A 21,934-nucleotide genomic window follows, 5' to 3' on the forward strand; every position below is an offset into this window, starting at 1 on the left:
AATATAATGATAGAACGTAAGATTGATCTAACCGCAGAAGTTACTTTGGTAACCGCTTTTCAAGATGCCGATCCAATGGGGGTGATTTATCACGGTAACTATTTTCGCTTTTTTGAAGAAGCGCGACGGATTTTGATGGAAAAAATAAATTATTGCTATCACGATATGCAAGCATCAGGGTACGCTTGGCCGATCATAGATAGCTACGTAAAATACGTCAAAGCGATCCCCTTTCATCATCAAATTCGCATTACCGCGAGCTTAACGGAATGGGAGCACCACCTGCGTGTTGACTATGTTATCTATGATGCCATTAGCGGAGTACGAATGACCAAAGGTTATACTCGGCAGGTAGCGGTCGGACTCAAAAACGCAGAGATGTGCTTTGCATCACCGCAAGTATTCTTAGATAAACTGGAACCCTATTTTGTTAATTAAAAAATTCTGTTTAATTTGGTTACTGTTTGCAAGTTTTAGTGCTGTTATTCACGCCACCACTATCACGCAATTACAGGAAAAATTGAGTGCGCATCAAATCGTGCGAGGACAATATACACAAATCAAAAACATGCAGTTGTTTAAACAGCCTCTATTATCGAGTGGCGAATTTCTTATCGAACAACAACAGGGTCTACTCTGGTCACAAACAAAACCCTTTCTCATCACCTTAGCCTTGAATAAAGATAAATTAAGCCAACGCATTGCCGATCAACCTGCGCAAATAATGCAAGCATCGGATAACCCTATGGTGTTTTATTTTAGCCACCTTTTTTTATCCCTATTTAAAGGTGATACCGAGGGGTTAAGTGAGCAGTTTGTGATGGAATTACAGAGTAAAGGCGAGCGTTGGTCATTACTATTAACCCCAAAAAGTTCACCATTGGACAAAATCTTTCAACAGATAACTATTTCTGGTGCAACGTATATCGAAACACTGCAATTAAACGAATTACAGGGTGACAGTACGAAGATTAATTTTATAAATCAACACAGCTACCCACCCCATTTAAGCAAAGATGAACGTTCTTCTTTACAGTTCTAAGTTAGCCCTCTGTTGGCTAATTATTATTATCGGTAGCGCACTGTTATTGCTACAGCAGACACTTGGGCAAAATAAACTTCCCATAGAGACCAATATCCTCGCGCTGTTACCCGAAAATGAGCAAGATACTTTTGCGCAACAAGCCTTTCAACAGGTAGCGGATAAGTTAGGTAATCAACTCCTGTTTTTGATTGCGAGCAAAGATAAACAACAAGCTTTACAAGCCGCACCCTATTTTGAACAGCAATTAGCGTCACTGGGCCTCTTCGCCTCAGTTTCTGGCAAGATTAATGAGCAGGAACAACAAGCGTGGGCAGATTTATATTTCCCCTACCGAGCACAATTATTATCACCAACACAACAGTTGCGTTTATCAGCATCCCCGAATCAACAAACCGAGCGGGTAATCCAACAAATATACAACCCTTTTTCAGGTGTGACAGGGCAAGAGATCGCAAGCGATCCGTTTTTATTATTCCGTGAATATATGGCTGACAAAGGCGAGTCAATCAATAAATTCACCTTACAACAGGGCTACTTAAGCCGACAATGGCAGGACACTTTTTATATTATGGTGCATGCACAACTTGCAAATAGCCCATATAATTTAAAAACACAGGCACTGTTACCCAAACTGCTCGCCCTAGAGACCTCGCTACAAACACAATTTGATGTGCAACTGATACATACCGGAACACTGTTTTACGCATCCCACGGTACACAAAGCGCCATTAATGAAATTAACCTCATTGGTGTCGGCTCATTAATCGGGATCGTCATGCTTTTGCTGTTGCTATATCGCAGCCTATTACCATTAACGCTCGCCCTACTCTCTATCGGTTGCGGTTTGCTTGTTGCCTTTGTGGTAACCGTATTGGTGTTTAAAAAAGTACATCTGTTTAGCTTAATATTTGGTGCCAGTTTAATTGGCGTCTCCATCGATTATGCGTTTCACTTTTTAACAGAGCGTTTACTCAACAACAAAAATTGGCATTCACAACGGGCGTTAAAGGGTATTTTTAATGCTATAACATTAGGGTTAGTAACTAGTTTAATTGGTTATTTAGGGCTATTGGTTGCCCCTTTCCCTGGCCTACAACAACTCTCTTTATTCTCCGTGGTCGGGCTATTAGCCGCCTATTTGACCGTCATCTGCTGGTATCCATTATTAGCAAGATCTGCAAGTACAAGCAAAGCCCCTAACTTAAGCCCGCTAATGCGTTACTTAGCTTTATGGGATCGTCCAAAAATAAGGTTGTTAACCCCACTTGGGGTATTCGCTATCTCCTGTATTGCATTAACACAGGTACACTTTGATGACGATATTCGCCAGCTACAAACGCAACCTGAACATTTAAAAGCACAGGAACGGCTGATCAAAGAGATCACCGCGATGGGCCAAAATCAGCACATGCTACTGGTCAAAGCGGATACTCAGCAAGCGTTACTAATGCGTCTCGAAGAGGTACAAAAAGAGCTACAACAGTGGCAACAACAAGGTTTATTGAAAAACTATCAAACGATTAGCCAATTTCTTCCGTCAATATCCACACAACAATACAACTACCATTTAGTCGTTCAACTATACCAATCGCAGGCAGAAAATTTACGCGAAAAATTAGCCCTCACGGCGCCTATTACGACCATCGCACCTTTCCAACCATTAAGTTTTGATAGATATCTACAGTCACCCGTCTCTCAGGCTGTCTCTTTTCTATGGTTAGATGAAATTAACGGAATTAGCTCATCCATCATTTTAATCAATGAACTAGAGGATGTTGCTCAGCTAAAAAACTATAGCCAATCCTTTTCTGATTTAACTTATCTCAATAAAGTCGATGAAGTCTCTTCGATTTTTAAGGAGTATCGCCAACATATTAGTGAATTATTAGCCGCCGCCTACTTACTGATCACAATATTTTTGTTGTTACGCTACCCTATAGGGAAAACGGTATTGGTGATCACCCCCCATTCATTGCTGCTTGCGCCGGACTGGCGATAACAAGCATCATGGGCATACCGATCACTATTTTCAATCTATTAGCATTAATGCTGATTTTAGGTATCGGTATTGATTACACACTTTTTTTGCCGAACAAAAACGGCATAATCACAATGCAAATACGTTATTAGCCATCACACTTTCCGCTATCACCACTCTGTTATCCTTTGGTTTATTAGCGTTCAGTGAAACACAGGCAATACATGGTTTTGGGATCACCTTGCTAAGTGGTATTACGGTGGCTTGGTTATTGGCACCGTTAGCAATGCAAAGGAAAATTAATGCGCCTGATTAGCTCTCTATTAGCCATGTTCATACTTTCCGCCTGTTCAATGCAGCCATTACAGAACAGAGCGGATCCGCTACAAGTCGAGGTCGCAAAAAACACCTTTGTCACCTTACCTACTCCTGCACAGCTACAGCGAACGCTAGATATTAGTCAGTTAATTAGCGCGCAATGGGGAGAGCAACAACAACAACTGATGGTGCAGTTGCAAGTCGATTCACAACAGTTGGTATTAGCGGCTTTCTCAGCTTGGGGAGCACCACTATTGAGTGTTAAGTATACAGAGCAAAAAATAGAAACCTCTACTATACCGGGGCTCGCAGCGAATTTACCAAAACCTGAGCAAGTGTTGTTTAATGTGATGCTGTCAATTTGGCCAGCACAGGCTTGGCAAACACCTTTTGCAAATATCGGTTGGTCATTAATGGCAACAGAGAAACAACGTTTATTAATGGATGGCAATGGTGATTTGATTATGCAAATAGATTATCAAACAACCCCTCACCTGCAGGGATTGATCACCATCAAACACTTACAACTAAATTATATTATTAACATTGAAACGTATAATGGGCAGTAATGGATAAACAAAACACGATTTTTCCCGTGTATATTAATAGCTGGGCAATGAACTCCGCGCTAGGAAATACCTTAAATATAGCGAAGCAACGTTTAGCAGAGGGCTTCTCTGAAGATATGTGCCCTGGAACGCTTGGCTAAATGATGGTAAGTCGACCGTTGTCGGCAAAATCAAAAGCCCCCTACCTGAGATTAAAGGACAGTTTAATACACGCAACAATCAAATCGCATTATCCGCCTTGCTTACAATAGAAAAGGATGTACGTGCCGCGATCACTGAATATGGTAGCGATCGTGTTGCCATTATCATGGCCACCAGCACTTCAGGGATCAGTGATGGCGAACAGGCTTTAGCGATTAAAAATACAATGGGTGAGTTTCCTGACGATTACCATTATCGACAACAAGAGCTGGGTAATTTAGGTGAATTTATTGCTCAATACCTACAAGTGACGGGGGTTTACACCATTTCCACGGCTTGCTCTTCTAGTGGTCGGGTTTTTATTTCCGCCAAACGTTTATTAAAAGCAGGATTAGTCGATGCCGTATTGGTTGGGGGTGCAGATTCATTGTGCAAACTGACACTCAATGGTTTCCATGCCTTAGAGGCGTTATCTAGCTCACTCTGTAACCCTTTTAGTACCAATCGTAATGGTATAAATATTGGTGAAGGCGCTGCCTTTATGTTGCTCTCGACAAAACAAAGCAGTAATAACATCGCCTTATTAGGTGTCGGAGATAGCTCGGATGCACATCATATTTCAGCACCGCACCCGCAAGGACTCGGCGCAATAAGCGCAATGCAAAAAGCATTGCATGATGCACAATTAAACGCCCATGACATTGGCTATATCAATGCCCATGGTACAGCGACGCCACTTAATGATGCGATGGAATCGAAGGCAATCTATCGTTTATTCCAAGACGCCGTCCCCGTTAGTTCAACGAAACCTTTAACGGGCCACACGCTAGGTACAGCAAGCATTCTCGAAGCGAGTATCTGCTGCCTGCTGCTACAGGAAAAGCTAGATCTCCCCATACAAATTAACGATGGAATTTTTGATACAAACATGGCGCCGATTAAATTAGTCACGACAAAACAGCCGTTACAAAAAAAGGCTTTGTTAAGCAACTCCTTTGCCTTCGGTGGGAATAATGTATCGTTAATATTTGGATACTATCATGGCTAAATTTGCAGATATCAGTGTACTACTTCCGCATAAAATGCCGATGATCTTAATTGATAACGTCATCGATGTGACTGCGTTAACCATCCACTGCCAAGTAACCATTAATGAATTCGGACTGTTTTTTGATAAACAGCTTAACGCCACTCCAGCATGGGTGGGCATTGAATTTATGGCACAAACCGTAGCTGCTTGGTCGGGTTACCATGCGAATCAGCAAGGAGAGCCCTCCCCAATCGGTTTTTTATTAGGTAGTCGTCGTTATCATAGTGAATGCAGCGAGTTTAAGTTAGGGGAAACCTTAGATATTTATGCCGAACAATTACTGGAAAATGAAGGCATGGCTGCATTTGCCTGTCGCATTGAATGTAATAGCAGAGTATTAGCAAGCTGCCAGTTAAATGCCTTTGTTCCACCACAAGATAAGTTACAACTTAGCAGTAAGAAATAGGAAATATAAATGACAAAATCGGTGTTAGTGACTGGCGCAAGTAAAGGCATTGGCCGTGCGATCGCGACGCAACTAAGTAAAGATGGTTTCATCATTGTTATACATTATATGAGCGACCAAGCTGGTGCATTACAAACCCTCGCAACCATTAATGAAGCAGGTGGTAAAGGTCGAATTTTACAATTTGATATTCGCGATAGAGAACAATGCAGAGAGGTCTTAGAAGCTGATATTGAAGCCAATGGTGCCTATTATGGTGTTATTAGTAATGCAGGTATCACGAATGACACGGTATTTCCTGCCATGACGGGTGAAGAGTGGGATAGCGTGGTACACACTAACCTAGATGCTTTTTATAATGTCCTTCACCCTTGTATCATGCCCATGGTACAACTGCGTCAAGGTGGGCGCATTGTCACGCTGGCATCCGTTTCGGGTATCATAGGCAATCGAGGGCAAACTAACTATAGCGCAGCCAAAGCGGGTATTATTGGTGCAACAAAAGCATTAGCCTTAGAGGTTGCTAAACGTAAAATCACGGTAAACTGTGTTGCCCCAGGTTTAGTCGATACGGGAATGGTCACGGAGGAAGTTAAAGAACACGCCCTACCTCTGGTACCCTTACGCAGAATGGGGCAGCCTGAAGAGGTTGCAGGTCTGGTCAGTTATTTAATGTCTGACATTGCCGCATACGTGACTCGTCAAGTCATTTCGATTAATGGAGGTTTAGCGTGAGCAATGAGCGCAGAGTCGTGGTTACAGGTATGTCTGGTGTTACCGCATTGGGTAATGATTGGGAAACGGTATTAACAAGGCTAAAAGCCTGTGAAAATGCAACACAATATATGCCAAGCTATGAGCAATATGAAGGTTTAAACACCAAGTTAGCCGCGCCAATCGATGGCTTTGAATTACCAAAACATTACACCCGCAAAATGGTCCGTGGAATGGGCCGTGTTGCTAAATTAGCCACCTTAGCCTCGGAAAATGCATTAATACAAAGTGGGTTGCTAGGACATGAGGTACTAAGCAATGGGCAAACGGGAATAGCCTATGGCTCGTCGGCAGGCAGTACCGATGCAGTGAGGGCTTTTGGGGTGATGCTGACGGACAAAACGACCAGTGCGATTACCGCAACCACCTATGTACAAATGATGCCACATACCTGCGCGGTGAACGTTGGCCTGTTTTTTGGCTTAAAGGGTCGTATTATTCCGACTAGCAGCGCGTGCACTTCGGGCAGTCAAGCAATAGGTTACGCCTATGAAGCCATTAAGTATGGCAAACAAACCGTTATGCTCGCAGGTGGTGCAGAAGAGTTATGCCCAACGGAATCAGCCGTATTTGATACGTTGTTTGCCACTAGTCTAAAAAATGACAATCCCAAATCATCACCGAGCCCCTACGATAAAGATCGGGATGGCTTAGTGATTGGCGAAGGGGCTGGTACATTAATCTTAGAAGAGTATGAACATGCGCAAGCACGTGGTGCAAAAATATATGCGGAGTTAGTTGGTTTTGCGACTAATTGTGATGCGAAACATGTCACCCAACCCGAGCAAAGCACCATGCAAATCTGTATGCAAATGGCACTACAGGATGCGGCTATCAGTGCGGATAAAATTGGCTATATTTCTGCCCATGGCACGGCTACCGAACGGGGTGATATTGCAGAAAGCAATGCCACTGCAAATGTGCTCGGAAAAAACACACCAATTAGCTCATTAAAAAGTTATTTTGGTCATACGTTAGGAGCTTGTGGTGCGATTGAAGCGTGGATTGCGATTGAGATGATGAATACGGGTTGGTTTAATCCAACACTGAACCTAAACAATATTGATCCAGCCTGTGGGCAATTAGATTACATTACAGGTAGTGGTCGTGACATAGAGTGTGAATATATTATGAGTAATAACTTCGCCTTTGGTGGAATTAACACCTCCTTGATTTTTAAACGCTTTCAACACCCCCTCGGGCAATAATAAGCTGCTAGAAACATAAAAAACAGACACCGAAGCCGATCAATGTAAAAGGCTTCGGTTGATCAGCAATGCGTTATGCAGAGTAACGTTTATCACCGAACATCAGTTTATACATCAGCCAGATGCACAACAGCAATGTGATGGTAATCGATATAAAATTAGAACCAAGCTCCGGGTAGTGTGCAGCAATTAACGCTCTATAGGAGAATATCCCAATAAACAATGCCACCCAAGCTGGGCCAACATTGGCTTCATAATTTCCCTCTTTAATATATATTCCGTAAAATTTATTGACCGTAAAAAATAACGTCAAAAAAGGAAAGATAGAAAAGGAGACTTGTGACACAGTGAGTATCGAAAAACAGGCGCTAATAGAAAGACCAATTAAAAATGTGTAAATAAGCCATTTGTACGAAATGGTGGGGTGACTCATGAGCAGTTCCTTAATAATGACCATTTGATGTTAAGCTTCTAAAAATAACATGATACTGGTAATTTTTCCTGTTTTTATTTTCACAACTTGCAACAATATCGTAGCAATAATGTCCAGATTTGTTGTAAGTTTGTGTGACAAAATAATGTAACTTGTTAATATGAAGCACATTGTCTATTTATCGTGAAGGATCACCATGTCAAAACTCAAAGATATAAATATAGCAAGCTATGATTACGATGCAATTGTCATTGGCAGCGGTCCGGGCGGTGAAGGGGCAACGATGAAGCTGGCTAAGGCGGGCTTACGTGTTGCTGTCGTTGAAAAATATGAACGAATTGGTGGAGGCTGTACACATTGGGGCACCATTCCATCAAAGGCACTGCGCCACAGTGTTAGCCAACTCATTGAGCTGAAAAATAATATTCTTTTTGATGATAATTATTTTCAAAAAAAATCATTCACCTTTGCTGACGCACTACGCCACAGCGAACAAGTGATTAATAAACAAGTTTCCATGCGCAGTAATTTTTATAAGCGCAATGGCTGTGATATACATTTTGGCAGCGCCTCCTTCGTCGATAACCATACCTTAACCATTACAAAACATGATGGCTCATCGGAGCTAATCAGCGCAAAAAATATCATTATCGCAACGGGCTCTCGCCCCTACCGACCTGATGATATCGACTTTACCGCCAACAACATCTACGACAGCGATACCATCTTATCGCTAAATTATCAGCCTAAAAACATCGCCATTTATGGTGCGGGTGTGATCGGTTGTGAGTATGCCTCTATATTCAGAGGGCTCGGTGTCAAAACAGATCTCATTAATACCCGTGACAGGCTGTTATCTTTTTTAGATACCGAAATGTCGGACGCTATCTCCTACCACTTTAGAAATTCTGGCATCATTCTGCGCCACGATGAAGAGTATGAAAGTGTCACATCGACGCAAAATGGCGTGGTGATCAGCTTTAAGTCAGGTAAGAAAATGAAAGCAGATTGCCTACTTTTTGCTAATGGTAGAACGGGCAACACGGATAATATGAATTTACAGGAAATTGGTTTGCAGCCCGATGGACGGGGTCAACTAGCTATCAATGAGCATTACCAAACCAGCGTCGATAATATCTACGCCATTGGCGACGTAATCGGTTACCCCAGCCTTGCGAGTGCGGCCTATGATCAAGGGCGCATTGCTGCACGCGTTATTTTAACGCGCGCAGGGCAGAAAAAATTAATCAAAGATATTCCAACGGGGATCTATACCATTCCTGAAATGAGCTCCGTAGGCAAAACTGAACAGATGTTAACCCAGCAGAAAGTCCCCTATGAAGTTGGTCGCGCCCAGTTTAAGGATTTAGCACGCTCGCAAATACTCGGCTCAGATGTTGGTAGTTTGAAAATTCTTTTCCATCGTGAGACGAAAGAGATCTTAGGCATACACTGCTTTGGTGAACGAGCCGCGGAAATTATCCATATCGGGCAGGCAATCATGGAGCAACAGGGGGAAGCAAACACGATTGAATATTTTGTTAACACCACCTTTAACTATCCCACCATGGCTGAGGCTTATCGGGTAGCCGCACTCAATGGATTAAACCGTCTATTTTAATCCCTATCAGGGAGAGTGCTACTCTCCCTAACTTTCTTCCTGTAACTTTTTCAATGTTAACAACAGTGCGCTAATACTGCGTGCCTCTTGAAAATCATCGCGCATTAATAACTCTTCCACCTTATTTAATGGCCACTTTATCACTTCAAGCGGTTCAGGCTCATCGCCCGCTAATTTTTCAGGATAAAATCCGTTGCCATAAACAACGTCATCTCACTGCTAAAATAACTCGGTGCCATGGATACTTTTTTTAATTTGGTGAGAGAGCGAGTAGCGAAACCGACCTCTTCTTTTAATTCTCGATTAGCAGCAATTTCAGCCGTTTCACCTTGGTCAATCAACCCCTTGGGAAAACCAAGTTGGTATGAATGGGTGCCAGCAGCATATTCACGAATCAATAACAGTGTCTCTTTATCGAAAAAAGGGACAATTAACACCGCCCCTTGGTGCTGCCCTTGCATCCGTTCAAACTCACGTTGCACACCATTACTGAATTTTAGCTGTAGAGATTCAATTTTAAAAAATCGGCTGCTGGCCACCAATGTACATTTCAAAATTTCAGGTAATGACTGTTTCATGAAGCTTCCTTTATAATTCTCTACACAAATATCGGCAACTAAGGCATGAAGATATTCGCTGATTTGCATAAAATAACGTTTTACAGATAGATCATATGACGGTTAGTATTTTATTTCTATTACAGATGCTAATTGAAGTTATCTTTGGTAGCATCAATAAATTACGTTTTTAATGAGATAAAATCAAATGAGTGGCAAAATAATTCGTATCGCAACTCGCCATAGCCCATTGGCTATGTGGCAAGCTAACTTTGTCAAAGCGGAACTACAAAAATTCCATCCCGATTTAACGGTCGAACTGTTAGCGATGAAAACAAAAGGCGATAAAATTCTCGATACCCCTCTCGCCAAGGTTGGCGGTAAAGGGCTTTTTGTCAAAGAGTTAGAAGTTGCGATCTTAGAGGGGCGTGCCGATATCGCAGTCCATTCGATGAAAGATGTACCCGTTGATTTTCCCGAAGGTTTAGGGTTAACGGTGATCTGTAAACGAGAAGATCCTCGCGATGCCTTTGTCTCTAACAACTACACATGTTTAGAGGAACTCCCACAGGGTGCCATTGTCGGCACATCCAGTTTACGACGCCAATGCCAGTTACGTGCACAGCGTCCAGATCTGCAGATTAAAGATTTACGCGGCAATGTAAATACTCGTTTAGCGAAGCTTGATAACGGTGAGTACGATGCCATTATCTTAGCGGCAGCAGGGTTAATTCGTCTGCAAATGCAAGCGCGTATTGCCAGCGTTATTGAACCAGAGCAAAGTCTTCCCGCCGTTGGTCAGGGTGCCGTTGGTATCGAGTGCCGCCTTGATGACGCACAAACCATCGCACTGCTACAACCACTTGAAGACACGGTTACACGTTTACGTGTCTCTGCCGAGCGAGCCATGAATCTTGCGCTTCAAGGAGGATGCCAAGTCCCCATCGGTAGTTATGCCATTTTACAGGGTGAACAGCTATTTTTACGTGGGCTAGTGGGCAGTGTTGATGGCAAGGAGATTATCCGTAAAGAGATCACGGGCCACCAAGATGATGCTGAACAGTTAGGTCTAACATTGGCACAGCAATTACTCGATAGCGGCGCGAAACAGATATTAGCCGATGTTTATCAGCAAGAGATGTAATTCCCATGTCAACGCCACGCCTATTGGTGACTCGTTTGAACCGCATGCTACACGTTTAGCAAACATACTCAAAGAGCATGGCATCTTTGCCCATGCTCAACCCTTATTAACAATGGCTGAAAGCACTGCCGATATTGATACCGTGGTGGCTAATAATCATGACCTGATTATCGCCGTCAGTGGCAATGCCGTAGATTATACGGATCTAGCATTAGCAGGCAAACCTTGGCCAATCGCAACTTATTTAGCCGTCGGCAACGGCACAAAAACCAAGCTAGAACAGGCCTGCAAACAAAACGTCATCGTGCCAGTACAAGGGTTTGATAGTGAAGGTCTGTTGGCTCTGCCCTGCCTGCAAAATGTAACATACCAGAAGGTGCTAATTTTACGCGGTGTCGGTGGACGAGAGTTACTTGCGGAACGCTTAATGGAGCGCGGCGCGTTTGTTAACTACTTTGAATCATATCAACGTATTGCGTTGCAATTAGACGCATTATCTTTAGTTAAACAATGGCAACAGGAAAATCTTAACGGTGCTATTATTAGTAGCGTTGAACTATTACAACGGCTATATGATATTGTGCCGGAAGCGGCTCGGCCTTGGTTAAAAACACTAACCATTTATGCACCTAGCGAACGTATTTTAAAGTATGCTATGTCAATGGGTTGGAGCTCTCGGAAATTACTTCCTAGCTTAGTTGATGAAGATATTCTCGCTTACTTTACTCAAGATAACTAAATTTTCTTACTGCTTTTTTAGACATGAGGGTCATTATGACTGTTAATAAAGACAATATAACCGATGGCGAAGCTCAACAGCAAACGACAACCATTGCGACCGCAAACTCCGACATGGCAAGTGGGCCGACAAAAAATCGCCTCGCTTTAGCCCTTGCCGGAGGCGCGCTGTTTTTAATGCTTATAATGATCCTCGCAGCGGGCTATTTCTATCAACAAAATCAAACAACAGTCAAACAGCTGCAAATACAACAAAGTAAATTTAACGAACAGTTATCACAACAACAAAGCGAAGAAGAACAAGCGCTAAAGTCCATTCAAGCTAACTTTTCTACGAAAGTAGAAAATATACAGGCGCAATTACAACAAACCAAAAATGAAAATAAAATATATAAGAGCGATATTCAGGCACTACAACGCAGTTTGTCAGAAAAAAATGTACGTCATCCCAACGATTGGGTTTTAGCGGAAGTTGAATACCTCGTCTCTTTAGCCGGTAGAAAAATCTGGTTAGAGCATGATATTGCTACGGCAATCGCCTTGCTATTAGCGGCAGACCAACGTGTTGTAGAGATGAATGATGCCAGCTTGAGTGGTTTACGTGCGGCATTGCTTGAAGATATTAATACCTTAGAAGCTCTGCCTAAACGCGATTTAGATGGGCTGGTACTTACCTTATCAAATTTAGAGCGACGCATTAATAAATTAGTGATCACCTCCATCTCTCTGCCCGATGCAACCAATAATGAAGATACTGTGTTATCGACTGATATTAATGATTGGCAAGAAAACATTAGCAAGTCTTGGACGACCTTTGTGGAAAACTTTATTGTCGTTAATAAAAGAGACAGTAAAATAGAAGCGTTACTTTCACCACAGCAAAGTTGGTATTTACGCGAAAGTCTTCGTAACAACCTATCTAAAGCAGAGTTTTCTGTCTATCGAGAACAGCAAAATATTTACGATATTGCGCTTAACAATGCCAATAAATTATTGAAAAACTATTTTGATTTAACTGACCATGCGACCAATCAATTTTATAACGCGGTTCAAGAATTAACAGCCAATAAGATTGCCATCTCCTACCCTGACCAGTTAAAAAGCACTGCGCTGCTCGCTAACATCATCCAACAACGCGCTAAAAAATCATTAGCAAGCAGCCGTATTACTGAGGGGGGTTAATTATGTTACGTCTATTTATCCTCATTTTAGTTTTGCTTGGAGGCTTACTCATTGGCCCCGATCTCAGCGATAATAAGGGCTACATTCTTATTTCTATTGATTCCTATACAACCTATGAAACAACGCTAATTAATGCCGCCATGATGGCTATTATTTTCTATTTTTTACTATTGTTCGCAGAATGGATATTACGAAAAGTATTATCAATGAGCTCAATTACACGTGGTTGGTTGCTGAAAGGAAAACAATCAAAGCACAAAAAAATAGCTTATTGGGTATGCTCACGCTCTTTGAAGGCGATTCCCAAAAGGCGCAGAAACTATTAGCAGGATCAGCCGCGCATAGTGGTACCCCTGTCTTGACCTATATTGCCGCGGCGAAAGCTGCACAGCAGCAGAAAAAATATGATTTACGCGATGAGTATCTGCAACAAGCCAATGACGCAGAACAAACGAGCCAGCTCGCGGTAGGGCTCGTCTGGGCTAAATTACAAATAGAAGCGCAACAATTCCACCAAGCAGAAGAGACGCTGCAAGAGTTATCTCTTAAATACCCTAAAAATGGACGTATTCATGAACTCTATGCACAGCTCTACCCCGCACTGCATGAGTGGCAAAAATATATCGATTTAATCAACAACAAACGTAATGGTCTAACCTTTACTGATAGTGAATTTAGCGCAAGACAACTTGATGCTTACCAACAACTATTTAAACAGTTGGCAGCAGAAAATGCACAACAACTAAAAGAGTATTGGGATAACAATGCACCGCGCTGGATGCGTAAGGAATTGGACTATCAAAAGGCGGTCTTAGATGCTTTTCTTGAGGCAGGAGAAGATAAATTCGCCGAGCAATTCTTAATAATGAAACTCAATAAACAATTCTCATTACCACTACTTAGTTACTTAACAAAATTGGAAATTAATGATTATTACCCACTGATATTATTACTCGAGAAAAAACTTAAAAAAGAGCCGCACGCAGCTTTAATTCATAGCACCTTGGCAAGGTTAATGTTAAAAGAGAACAAAATTGGCGCAGCGATAGAACATTTAAAACAGAGTGTTGAGAGTGAGGCAAATATCGAGGAATTTGCGTTGCTAGCTAACTTACTAGAAGAGGATGGCCGTAATAGCGAAGCACAACAATATTATCGTCGTGGACTATCTATTGTCTTGTCATCTTAATGACATTTTTATATTATAAAATCCCATAAAAACAGGAGCTTAACTCCTGTTTTTTATATCACTTATGAGGTACAGAATATGACATCAATTCACCCATGTTTTCCTCTTCCGATTGAAAATAGCGCGGCAGAGCTACTACTCATGCCTTGCCCCGGAACAAAAGGAGTTCCATTACAGGAAACCCTAAAACAGTTAAAAACAAAAGAGAAGGTCGATGCGCTAATCACCTTAATGACCTCTGAAGAGCTATTAAAGAATCAATTGGTAGAGTTAGGCGGGTCGGTAAAAGAGCTAGGCATATCTTGGTTCCATCTGCCAATTACCGATGACCACGCACCTAGCGACGATTTTTTAACACTTTGGGAAACGGCAGGCCCGGCTATACACCGTTTACTAGAACAGGGTAAACGAGTTGCCATTCATTGCAAGGGCGGGACAGGGCGAACGGGACTCGTTGCTGCACAAATCCTAGTAGAGCGCGGCGAAAATTTGGAAAAAGTAATGACACGTATTAAAAAAAGACGACCGAACGCTTTTACACTCACTTGCCATCAAGACTATTTAAAATCGTTAGCCGAAAAATTACAATAAAATTTATTTGCAGGAAATTCACATATGACAATTAAAGTTGGTATCAATGGATTTGGCCGGATTGGCCGTTTAGTATTACGCGCCGCCTATGGATGGCCTGACGTTGAATTTATACAAATTAATGATTGTGCTGGCGATACCGCGACGCTTGCTCATCTGCTTGAATTTGACTCCATTCAAGGACGTTGGCACGAACAAGTAACCGTTGATCAAAACAATATATTAATTGGTGACCATAAAATAGCCTGTACACAGGAAAAACTTATCGCTGCCGTCGATTGGTCCGCCTGTGATGTTGTTATTGAAGCAACGGGTGTGCATCGTGATGCCGATCTTCTGCAAGTTTATTTAGACCAAGGTGTAAAACGTGTTGTTGTTTCTGCGCCAGTCAAAGCGGACTCTATTGCGAACATCGTTGTGGGTGTCAATGATGCGATTTATGATGCCAGTAAGCATCAAATTGTTACTGCGGCATCCTGCACAACCAATTGCCTTGCACCTGTTATTAAAGTGATTAATGAAAAACTTGGCATTGAACAGGTCTGTTTTACCACGATTCACGATTTAACCAATACGCAAACCATCTTAGATGCACCGCACAAAGATCTACGTCGAGCACGAGCCTGTGGAATGAGCCTCATTCCAACCACAACAGGTTCGGCGAAGGCCATTGTTGAAATTTTTCCAGAGCTTAAAGACCGTATTAATGGTCATGCCGTTCGCGTACCCTTAGCCAATGCCTCATTAACCGACATTGTTATCGACGTAAGCCGTGATACCGACGTCGCAGAGGTCAATGCTTTACTGAAAAGTGCAGCAGAGAATGAGCTGAAAGGTATCCTTGGTTATGAAGAAAAGCCATTAGTATCTATCGATTACCGTGGCGATCAACGATCAACTATCGTCGATGCCTTATCCACCATGGTAGTGGGTTCACGGATGGTGAAAATTTATGCTTGGTATGACAATGAAATGGGGTATGCAACGCGCACCGCTGAGTTAATGCGTATCGTTGGGTTGTCAGATAAATAATGCTAAATAAACTCTCTGTTGAATTAAAACAATACTTAATTATCACCACTAACTATTGGGCGTTTACCTTAACGGACGGCGCCCTGAGAATGTTGGTCGTTTTGTATTTTCATCAGTTGGGTTATAGCGCCTTAGAAGTCGCCTTTCTGTTTCTGTTTTACGAGTTTTTTGGTGTCGTCACCAACTTGTTAGGCGGATGGTTAGGCGCACGCTTAGGTTTAAATAAAACCATGAATATTGGCCTGTTAATGCAGGTCATTGCGCTGTTGATGCTCGCCCTACCCAATGATTGGTTAATCATTCCTTGGGTTATGTTAGCTCAAGCCCTCTCTGGTATTGCCAAAGACCTTAACAAAATGAGCGCCAAAAGTGCCATAAAACTTCTGGTTAAAGATGAACAACAGGGTACGCTTTATAAGTGGGTAGCCATTTTAACGGGCTCAAAAAACACTCTAAAAGGGGTGGGATTTTTTCTTGGTGGTTTATTACTGACTTTAGTTGGTTTTCAAAGTGCCATGCTATTAATGGCGGCCATGATCTTTATTGTCTATAGCGCAAGTATGCTGTTACTTAAAAAAGAGCTAGGCAAAGCAAGTCGAAAAATAAAATTCACCGAGCTATTTTCCAAAAGTCGTCCTATTAATATTCTCTCAGCGGCAAGGCTGTTTTTATTTGCCTCTCGTGATGTTTGGTTTGTTGTCGCACTACCTGTTTACCTGAGTGAGACGCTAGACTGGACACCGTGGAGTGTGGGTGGCTTAATGGCACTGTGGGTTATCATCTATGGCGGCATTCAATCAATTGCACCTTATTTTACTGGTAAACGTTCGGGCAAAGTCCCAGCGGGAAAAACAGCCGTTATCTGGGCAACTACACTAGCAATGACCCCACTATTAGTTATCGCCTCTTTACAAGGGGGTAGTGATTGGTTTATTGCCGGGCTATTTTTATTTGGTGCGTTATTTGCTATTAACTCATCATTACATAGTTATTTAATCGTCAGTTATGCGCAACGTGATGCCGTATCACTGGATATAGGCTTTTATTATATGGCTAATGCACTCGGACGATTAATTGGTACACTTCTCTCTGGGTGGGTCTTTGTTAGTTTTGGCTTATCAGCTTGTCTGCTGGTATCGGCACTTTTTATTGTCACTGCTGCCTTGATCTCTTTGTTACTACCGCAGCAGGCGCAGCCATCTTAATATTGCATAATGATGGTTAATGGGTATATATTGTGCGCCCGCAAATAATTCCTTTTATTGAGATTTTTTATGTTGTTGCTGATCAGCCTATTCGCACTATTTCTTGGCCCAATTACTTACCGCATATTACAGCGTCAATCGGGTTGGATAGACCTGGTTGATGCATTTATATTTGTGACCATCTCCGGTTTAGTCTTATTCCACATTCTTCCAGAGTTATTACACAGTGGTGGTTTAATTGTATTAGTATTAATGGCTTTGGGCATATTAGCACCGAGTTGGATAGAAAAATATTTTCATAAAGCCGCGCATCAAGCACATCAAACAACATTATTTCTGGGTATTTTAGGGCTAATATTGCACGCTAGCATTGATGGTTCAGTGCTTATTTTTGATCCGGATAATCACACCAGTTGGTTACTTGCCCTTGGAGTATTACTACATAGATTTCCCGTTGGCTTAACAATTTGGTGGTTATTACGCCCGCAATATGGCCGTGCACTGCCAATTTTCATTTTAACATGTATGTCCATTGCCACCTTGATTGGTGCCTATTATGCCGATTACTCTTTAGCACAACTAGACGGACAATGGCTAGCTTGGTTACAAGCTTTTGTCATGGGCTCGATTATGCATGTGGTCTTACATCGCCCCTATTTTCATGGGCATGGTCAAGAGACACCCCCATCCGAAAATAAATATGCAGCGGGAATTGGCAGCCTGATAGGTTTGTTAGTGTTAGGCTCCGTTTTATTACCACACTGGCTTGGCTATATTGAACATCATCACGACCATGGTGCTATTGCTACTACCGAAGCACATCATTACGACCATCAACATATCGAAGCAAGCAACGAAGCGCTGCATGATGATCACGACCATCAACATATCGCAACAAGCAACGAAGCGCTACATGATGATCACGACCATCAACATATCGCAACAAGCAACGAAGCGCTGCATGATGATCACGACCATCAACATATCGCAACAAGCAACGAAGCGCTGCATGATGATCACGACCATCAACATATCGCAACAAGCAACGAAGCGCTGCATGATGATCACGACCATCAACATATCGCAACAAGCAATGAAGCGTTGCATGATGATCATGACCATCAACATATCGCAGCAAGCAACGAAACGCTGCATGATGATCACGACCATCAACATATCGCAGTAAGCAACGAAACGCTGCATGATGATCAAGGCAACAAAATAGCAAATAGTGGTGATACCGATGAGCATCGTCAACATAATACAGCACTGACACTAATTAACTTCACCAATATCGCTATGCATAGTGCGCCAATGCTATTGTTGGCATATTTCCTCAGTGCCTTAATGCATTATTTTAAACCTAAGTTTTCGATATTACCGGTTCAAGACAGCCAAACATTCTTTGCTGACTCATTAAAGGGGGTTGCCTACGGTTTACCCCTGCCCATATGTTCTCCTAGTGCAACTAAAATGCACCAACACCTACTTTCCATGGGGGCTAATCAAACCTTTGCCACTGCCTTTTTAATTGCCGCCCCCATTGTAGGATTTGATGCGCTGTTAATTTCGTGGCCATTACTAGGCGAGCAGTTATTACTCTTACGCATCGTTTTAGCCGCACTCTTTGCATTGCTAATTGCATGGGTCATAGGCCGTCATTTTAAATTACAACACACTACATCGGCAGCAAACACGAACCAATGTGAGCACTCAAGCTCACGATTTGTAAATGCTGTGAAGCAAGGTTATCAACACCAGTTAGATCATACAGCCCCATGGGTTTTATTAGGCTGGATGCTGGCAGCAACCCTCTCTGCAGCCTCTGTTTGGGACTTTTTTGGACAAGCTCTTTGGTTACAAGTAATAGTAATGATTGCCGTTGCATTTCCCTTTGCACTCTGTGCCACGGGCATCACACCTGTCATTGCAATGCTATTATTGGCAGGCTTATCACCGGGAGCTGCCATCGCCTTCTTTTTAATTGCACCAACAATCAGTATTGAGCTATTAAAAATGATTCGCCAGCAACAGGGGGTTTTTGCTGCAATGAGTTTAGCGATGCTAATGGTGGGAGGAGCATTTATTATCGGCCTAGGAATCAATCAATATATTGATACGATTTCGTTATCCTGGCTGCAACAGCAGGGCAATTACAGTTGGTGGCAAATTATCAGTTTATGCATTATCTTAACACTCTACTTAAGCTCATTACTGCGCCGTGGAGCACGTAGCTTTATTGCCGAATTAGTTCCTAAAAGCTTTATGAAGATACGTCATAAACACCATTAATCGGCTTAACACTTTTCGAGAGTATTAGAAATGATAAAGCCCCAATATTGGGGCTTTATTTCATTATTTCAGAAGCTAAATTTATGCGTTGTTATTTTTACGACGCAAACCGAATCCGATTAATCCGATACCAAATATAGCTAATGCAGAGGGAGCAGGTACTGCGGCTGCAATACTCTCTTTTGACATCACATCCCAATTTTGGCCATCATTTGTAAATCTCACTGTACTTGGTCCATTACAGCAGCTTTCCGCCCAGTATATTTCCAATAAATGGCTACCAACTGAGATATCAATATCATGTGCTTTCATAACATCGCTATTAGCCCAGTCTGTACTCCACCATAAATCATCGCTTCTATTTGTTAGTAAAAGCCCATCAAGATATAACGCAGCACCATAGTGTGCATCTAATCCAGCTTCAACACCCCAAGTCCCAGTCGCACCTATAGTAAAATCAACTGAAAAATGATTAATGGTATTATTTCCAGTTTTATAAAGCTCAAATGCATCGATAGCGTTCGTTGTAACCGTTGAACTTTGGCTATTCCAAGAGCTAATGAAATCACTGCTATCAATCATAGCTGCATTATCAATCGTTCTTGTTGCAACAGTCATTAGTGACGCAGAAGCATTAGCTGAAATTACCATCGTGGTGGCGAATATTGCGGTAGAGAATACTTTAGAGATATTCATTTATCTTCCTTGAGTTAATTATTTTAAACGTAACGAAGCCTTAAATTGCAAATATCAAGCCAATAAATAAAAACACTTAAATATCAACACAATATAGGCGAACATTAGAATTCAAAAACCATTAGTGTAATTTTTTTCGACATACATGTTGTTTTTTCGGTATTTATTTTACACTTATAATCTATTCTTTATAAAAATCAACAAGCTCCTACGATAATCATTTATTGTTACCCGAAAAGAAAAGCGTGCATATCTTTAACCTTCAGCGTAATAACGTTTTAAAACCGCCATCGCTTCATTCAAAGCTTGCGCTGTTGCAACAGCACCTCCTTTATCGGGGTGATGCCTAGCTAAAAGCTGCCGATATCGTTTTTTAACCATCGCCAAATCACAGGGTTCATTTAACTCAAATAGTGCTAAAGCACTCTGCTTTTCACTATCATCGCTCATTTTCAACCAAAAACTAGCCAGTAAATTATCAACCTCTTCGCCGCTAGTATTATGCAAATTATTTATGTCTAGATAATATGCACGCAACGGATCTCTATTAACTAAACTGGTTGGCTGTTGTGCAATAACACTTTGCGGCAACCATTGAATGTTCAGTGCCTCAATAACAATATAACCTGCTTGTTCAGATCGCAACTGATCTGAAAGCTTATAAAGTGCATGAAATAAAAGAAAATGTTGCTGGAATAAAGCCAAGTTATCAAACGGTAGGTGTTGCTGCTGTTGAAGTTGTTGCTCCTGTAACAGCTTTAATAAATCATACTCTTTGATCCCTTCGGGGTGACTTTTAACAAGTTTTAGCAAAATGCTATTTTGATAATTTATCACTGATTATAGTCATCCCAAGCGCAGGTGGATTGATTAGCTCGCGTTTAATGGAAGAGTTACATCATCAACACTTTGTGAATACTTTAAAACGTTGATGATGATACCAATTCCGGTAAGTATGTGATCTAAATTTTGCGCAGGAAAAACAGCTTAATTCAAGGCGTAATTTGACGTAAATGGTTATTCCCTTTGCGAAAATTACAACGCAGCAGTAAGTTGTTTTAACCAGTAAAATAATTAGCTATTTATCGGAATTGGTATGAGAATATGGCTATTTAAACTGTTCGTGAAAAAAAGCCCATTGCGCTTTAAAAAATTGCGTCGGTTTTTGTTTGAATTGGCTACGAACAAATTGACTCATACGTCCTTCTGCATAGGCAAGTAGCATATTAGCTGCAATAGCCTCATCAACCCCTAACTTACCGCCATCAAGAATTGGTTTCTCTCTTAACACCTGTTTAATTTGCGATTCTAATTTGGAAAATAAATGCTCGATACGTGATTGTAATCGCTCATGTTCACCCAACAATGCATCACCCGTTAAGATACGCGTGATGCCCGGATTTTGTTCTGCGAAACCAAGCAAAAAATACAAGATATGTTCAATACGAATTAACGTTTGCTTTTGCTGATCTTTAATAAGGTTAATTTGTGTAAATATGGTCGTCTCAATAAAATCAATTAACCCTTCAAACATTCTCGCCTTACTCGGGAAATGACGATACAACGCCGCCTCAGAGACACCCACTTCAGCAGCAAGTTTTGCCGTAGTGATACGTTGCCCAGGCTTCCCCTCTAACATAATGGCTAACGCGCGTAAGATATCATCTTTACGGTTTACCTTTTTCTTTTCTGTTTTTGTCACCATTGTTAACAACATCCTTTGTT

21 protein-coding genes and 2 pseudogenes are annotated in these 21,934 nt (G+C 41.7%); 18 read left to right on the forward strand and 5 right to left on the reverse strand.

Features of this window, described 5'->3' with window-relative positions:
• Positions 1-6: 6 nt before the first annotated feature.
• The 9 genes from AB1A03_RS01235 to AB1A03_RS01275 all read left to right on the forward strand — a co-directional run bounded on the left by AB1A03_RS01235 (position 7) and on the right by AB1A03_RS01275 (position 7,529).
• Entirely contained in the window at positions 7-438 is a 432-nt protein-coding gene (locus tag AB1A03_RS01235; RefSeq protein WP_354622777.1) for an acyl-CoA thioesterase, read from the forward strand.
• The gene (locus AB1A03_RS01240) at positions 428-1,042 is read left to right on the forward strand and encodes an outer membrane lipoprotein carrier protein LolA (RefSeq protein WP_354622778.1); all 615 of its coding nucleotides are present in this window, start codon (positions 428-430) and stop codon (positions 1,040-1,042) included. Before AB1A03_RS01235 ends, AB1A03_RS01240 begins: the two co-directional genes overlap by 11 nt.
• The gene (locus AB1A03_RS01245) at positions 1,017-3,044 is read left to right on the forward strand and encodes an MMPL family transporter (protein ID WP_354622779.1); all 2,028 of its coding nucleotides are present in this window, start codon (positions 1,017-1,019) and stop codon (positions 3,042-3,044) included. The genes AB1A03_RS01240 and AB1A03_RS01245 overlap by 26 nt, the downstream gene beginning before the upstream one ends.
• Before the next feature lie 281 nt (positions 3,045-3,325).
• Complete coding sequence (locus AB1A03_RS01250; RefSeq protein ID WP_354622780.1) at positions 3,326-3,910, forward strand: DUF3261 domain-containing protein; 585 nt, start codon at positions 3,326-3,328, stop codon at positions 3,908-3,910.
• Positions 3,910-4,050 carry a hypothetical protein gene (locus AB1A03_RS01255; RefSeq protein WP_354622781.1) on the forward strand — a complete coding sequence of 47 codons (141 nt, stop codon included), beginning with the start codon at positions 3,910-3,912 and terminating at the stop codon, positions 4,048-4,050. Before AB1A03_RS01250 ends, AB1A03_RS01255 begins: the two co-directional genes overlap by 1 nt.
• A complete protein-coding gene (locus AB1A03_RS01260) occupies positions 4,029-5,099 on the forward strand; it encodes a beta-ketoacyl-[acyl-carrier-protein] synthase family protein (RefSeq protein ID WP_354622782.1) in 1,071 nt (356 codons plus the stop codon). The genes AB1A03_RS01255 and AB1A03_RS01260 overlap by 22 nt, the downstream gene beginning before the upstream one ends.
• Positions 5,092-5,547 carry a hotdog family protein gene (locus AB1A03_RS01265; protein WP_354622783.1) on the forward strand — a complete coding sequence of 152 codons (456 nt, stop codon included), beginning with the start codon at positions 5,092-5,094 and terminating at the stop codon, positions 5,545-5,547. The genes AB1A03_RS01260 and AB1A03_RS01265 overlap by 8 nt, the downstream gene beginning before the upstream one ends.
• Before the next feature lie 9 nt (positions 5,548-5,556).
• Positions 5,557-6,282, forward strand: a complete 726-nt coding sequence (locus tag AB1A03_RS01270) for a 3-ketoacyl-ACP reductase FabG2 (protein WP_354622784.1) — start codon at positions 5,557-5,559, stop codon at positions 6,280-6,282.
• Complete coding sequence (locus AB1A03_RS01275; RefSeq protein ID WP_354622785.1) at positions 6,279-7,529, forward strand: beta-ketoacyl-ACP synthase; 1,251 nt, start codon at positions 6,279-6,281, stop codon at positions 7,527-7,529. The genes AB1A03_RS01270 and AB1A03_RS01275 overlap by 4 nt, the downstream gene beginning before the upstream one ends.
• Positions 7,530-7,602: 73 nt before the next feature.
• Here AB1A03_RS01275 and AB1A03_RS01280 read toward each other — a convergent pair whose 3' ends face one another.
• A complete protein-coding gene (locus AB1A03_RS01280; RefSeq protein ID WP_354622786.1) occupies positions 7,603-7,962 on the reverse strand; it encodes a DUF1422 family protein in 360 nt (119 codons plus the stop codon).
• Positions 7,963-8,158: 196 nt separating this feature from the next.
• Between AB1A03_RS01280 and sthA the strand changes: the two genes are divergently transcribed.
• Complete coding sequence (gene sthA / locus AB1A03_RS01285) at positions 8,159-9,583, forward strand: Si-specific NAD(P)(+) transhydrogenase (protein ID WP_354622787.1); 1,425 nt, start codon at positions 8,159-8,161, stop codon at positions 9,581-9,583.
• Between the two features lie 27 nt (positions 9,584-9,610).
• On the opposite strand, the pseudogene nudE reads toward sthA, so the two are convergent.
• Positions 9,611-10,161, reverse strand: a pseudogene (nudE, locus tag AB1A03_RS01290) (ADP compounds hydrolase NudE).
• A 187-nt stretch (positions 10,162-10,348) separates the two neighbouring features.
• On the opposite strand from nudE, the gene hemC reads away from it, so the two are divergent.
• The 8 genes and pseudogenes from hemC (at position 10,349) to AB1A03_RS01330 (ending at position 19,513) form a co-directional block, all read left to right on the forward strand.
• The gene (gene hemC, locus AB1A03_RS01295) at positions 10,349-11,284 is read left to right on the forward strand and encodes a hydroxymethylbilane synthase (RefSeq protein WP_354622788.1); all 936 of its coding nucleotides are present in this window, start codon (positions 10,349-10,351) and stop codon (positions 11,282-11,284) included.
• The gene (locus AB1A03_RS01300) at positions 11,262-12,023 is read left to right on the forward strand and encodes a uroporphyrinogen-III synthase (protein ID WP_354622789.1); all 762 of its coding nucleotides are present in this window, start codon (positions 11,262-11,264) and stop codon (positions 12,021-12,023) included. The genes hemC and AB1A03_RS01300 overlap by 23 nt, the downstream gene beginning before the upstream one ends.
• Before the next feature lie 35 nt (positions 12,024-12,058).
• Entirely contained in the window at positions 12,059-13,204 is a 1,146-nt protein-coding gene (locus AB1A03_RS01305) for a uroporphyrinogen-III C-methyltransferase (protein ID WP_354622790.1), read from the forward strand.
• Between the two features lie 2 nt (positions 13,205-13,206).
• Positions 13,207-14,393: pseudogene (locus tag AB1A03_RS01310) on the forward strand (heme biosynthesis HemY N-terminal domain-containing protein).
• 78 nt (positions 14,394-14,471) lie between these two features.
• Positions 14,472-14,984, forward strand: a complete 513-nt coding sequence (locus AB1A03_RS01315) for a phosphatase domain-containing putative toxin (protein WP_354622791.1) — start codon at positions 14,472-14,474, stop codon at positions 14,982-14,984.
• Positions 14,985-15,008: 24 nt separating this feature from the next.
• Positions 15,009-16,016 carry an ArsJ-associated glyceraldehyde-3-phosphate dehydrogenase gene (locus tag AB1A03_RS01320; protein ID WP_354622792.1) on the forward strand — a complete coding sequence of 336 codons (1,008 nt, stop codon included), beginning with the start codon at positions 15,009-15,011 and terminating at the stop codon, positions 16,014-16,016.
• On the forward strand, positions 16,016-17,221 hold the full coding sequence (gene arsJ, locus AB1A03_RS01325) for an organoarsenical effux MFS transporter ArsJ (protein WP_354622793.1): 1,206 nt from the start codon (positions 16,016-16,018) through the stop codon (positions 17,219-17,221). Before AB1A03_RS01320 ends, arsJ begins: the two co-directional genes overlap by 1 nt.
• A gap of 69 nt (positions 17,222-17,290) precedes the next feature.
• Positions 17,291-19,513, forward strand: coding sequence for a permease (locus AB1A03_RS01330; protein ID WP_354622794.1), 2,223 nt, complete (start codon positions 17,291-17,293; stop codon positions 19,511-19,513).
• 81 nt (positions 19,514-19,594) lie between these two features.
• On the opposite strand, the gene AB1A03_RS01335 is transcribed toward AB1A03_RS01330, so the two are convergent.
• The 3 genes from AB1A03_RS01335 to slmA form a co-directional block, all read right to left on the reverse strand.
• Entirely contained in the window at positions 19,595-20,209 is a 615-nt protein-coding gene (locus AB1A03_RS01335) for a CCXG family PEP-CTERM protein (RefSeq protein WP_354622795.1), read from the reverse strand.
• A gap of 255 nt (positions 20,210-20,464) precedes the next feature.
• Complete coding sequence (locus tag AB1A03_RS01340; RefSeq protein ID WP_354622796.1) at positions 20,465-21,046, reverse strand: DNA-J related domain-containing protein; 582 nt, start codon at positions 21,044-21,046, stop codon at positions 20,465-20,467.
• A gap of 271 nt (positions 21,047-21,317) precedes the next feature.
• The gene (gene slmA / locus AB1A03_RS01345; protein WP_354622797.1) at positions 21,318-21,914 is read right to left on the reverse strand and encodes a nucleoid occlusion factor SlmA; all 597 of its coding nucleotides are present in this window, start codon (positions 21,912-21,914) and stop codon (positions 21,318-21,320) included.
• Between the last annotated feature and the right edge of the window lie 20 nt (positions 21,915-21,934).

The organism is Psychromonas sp. MME2, from assembly GCF_040566515.1.
GTDB lineage: Bacteria > Pseudomonadota > Gammaproteobacteria > Enterobacterales > Psychromonadaceae > Psychromonas.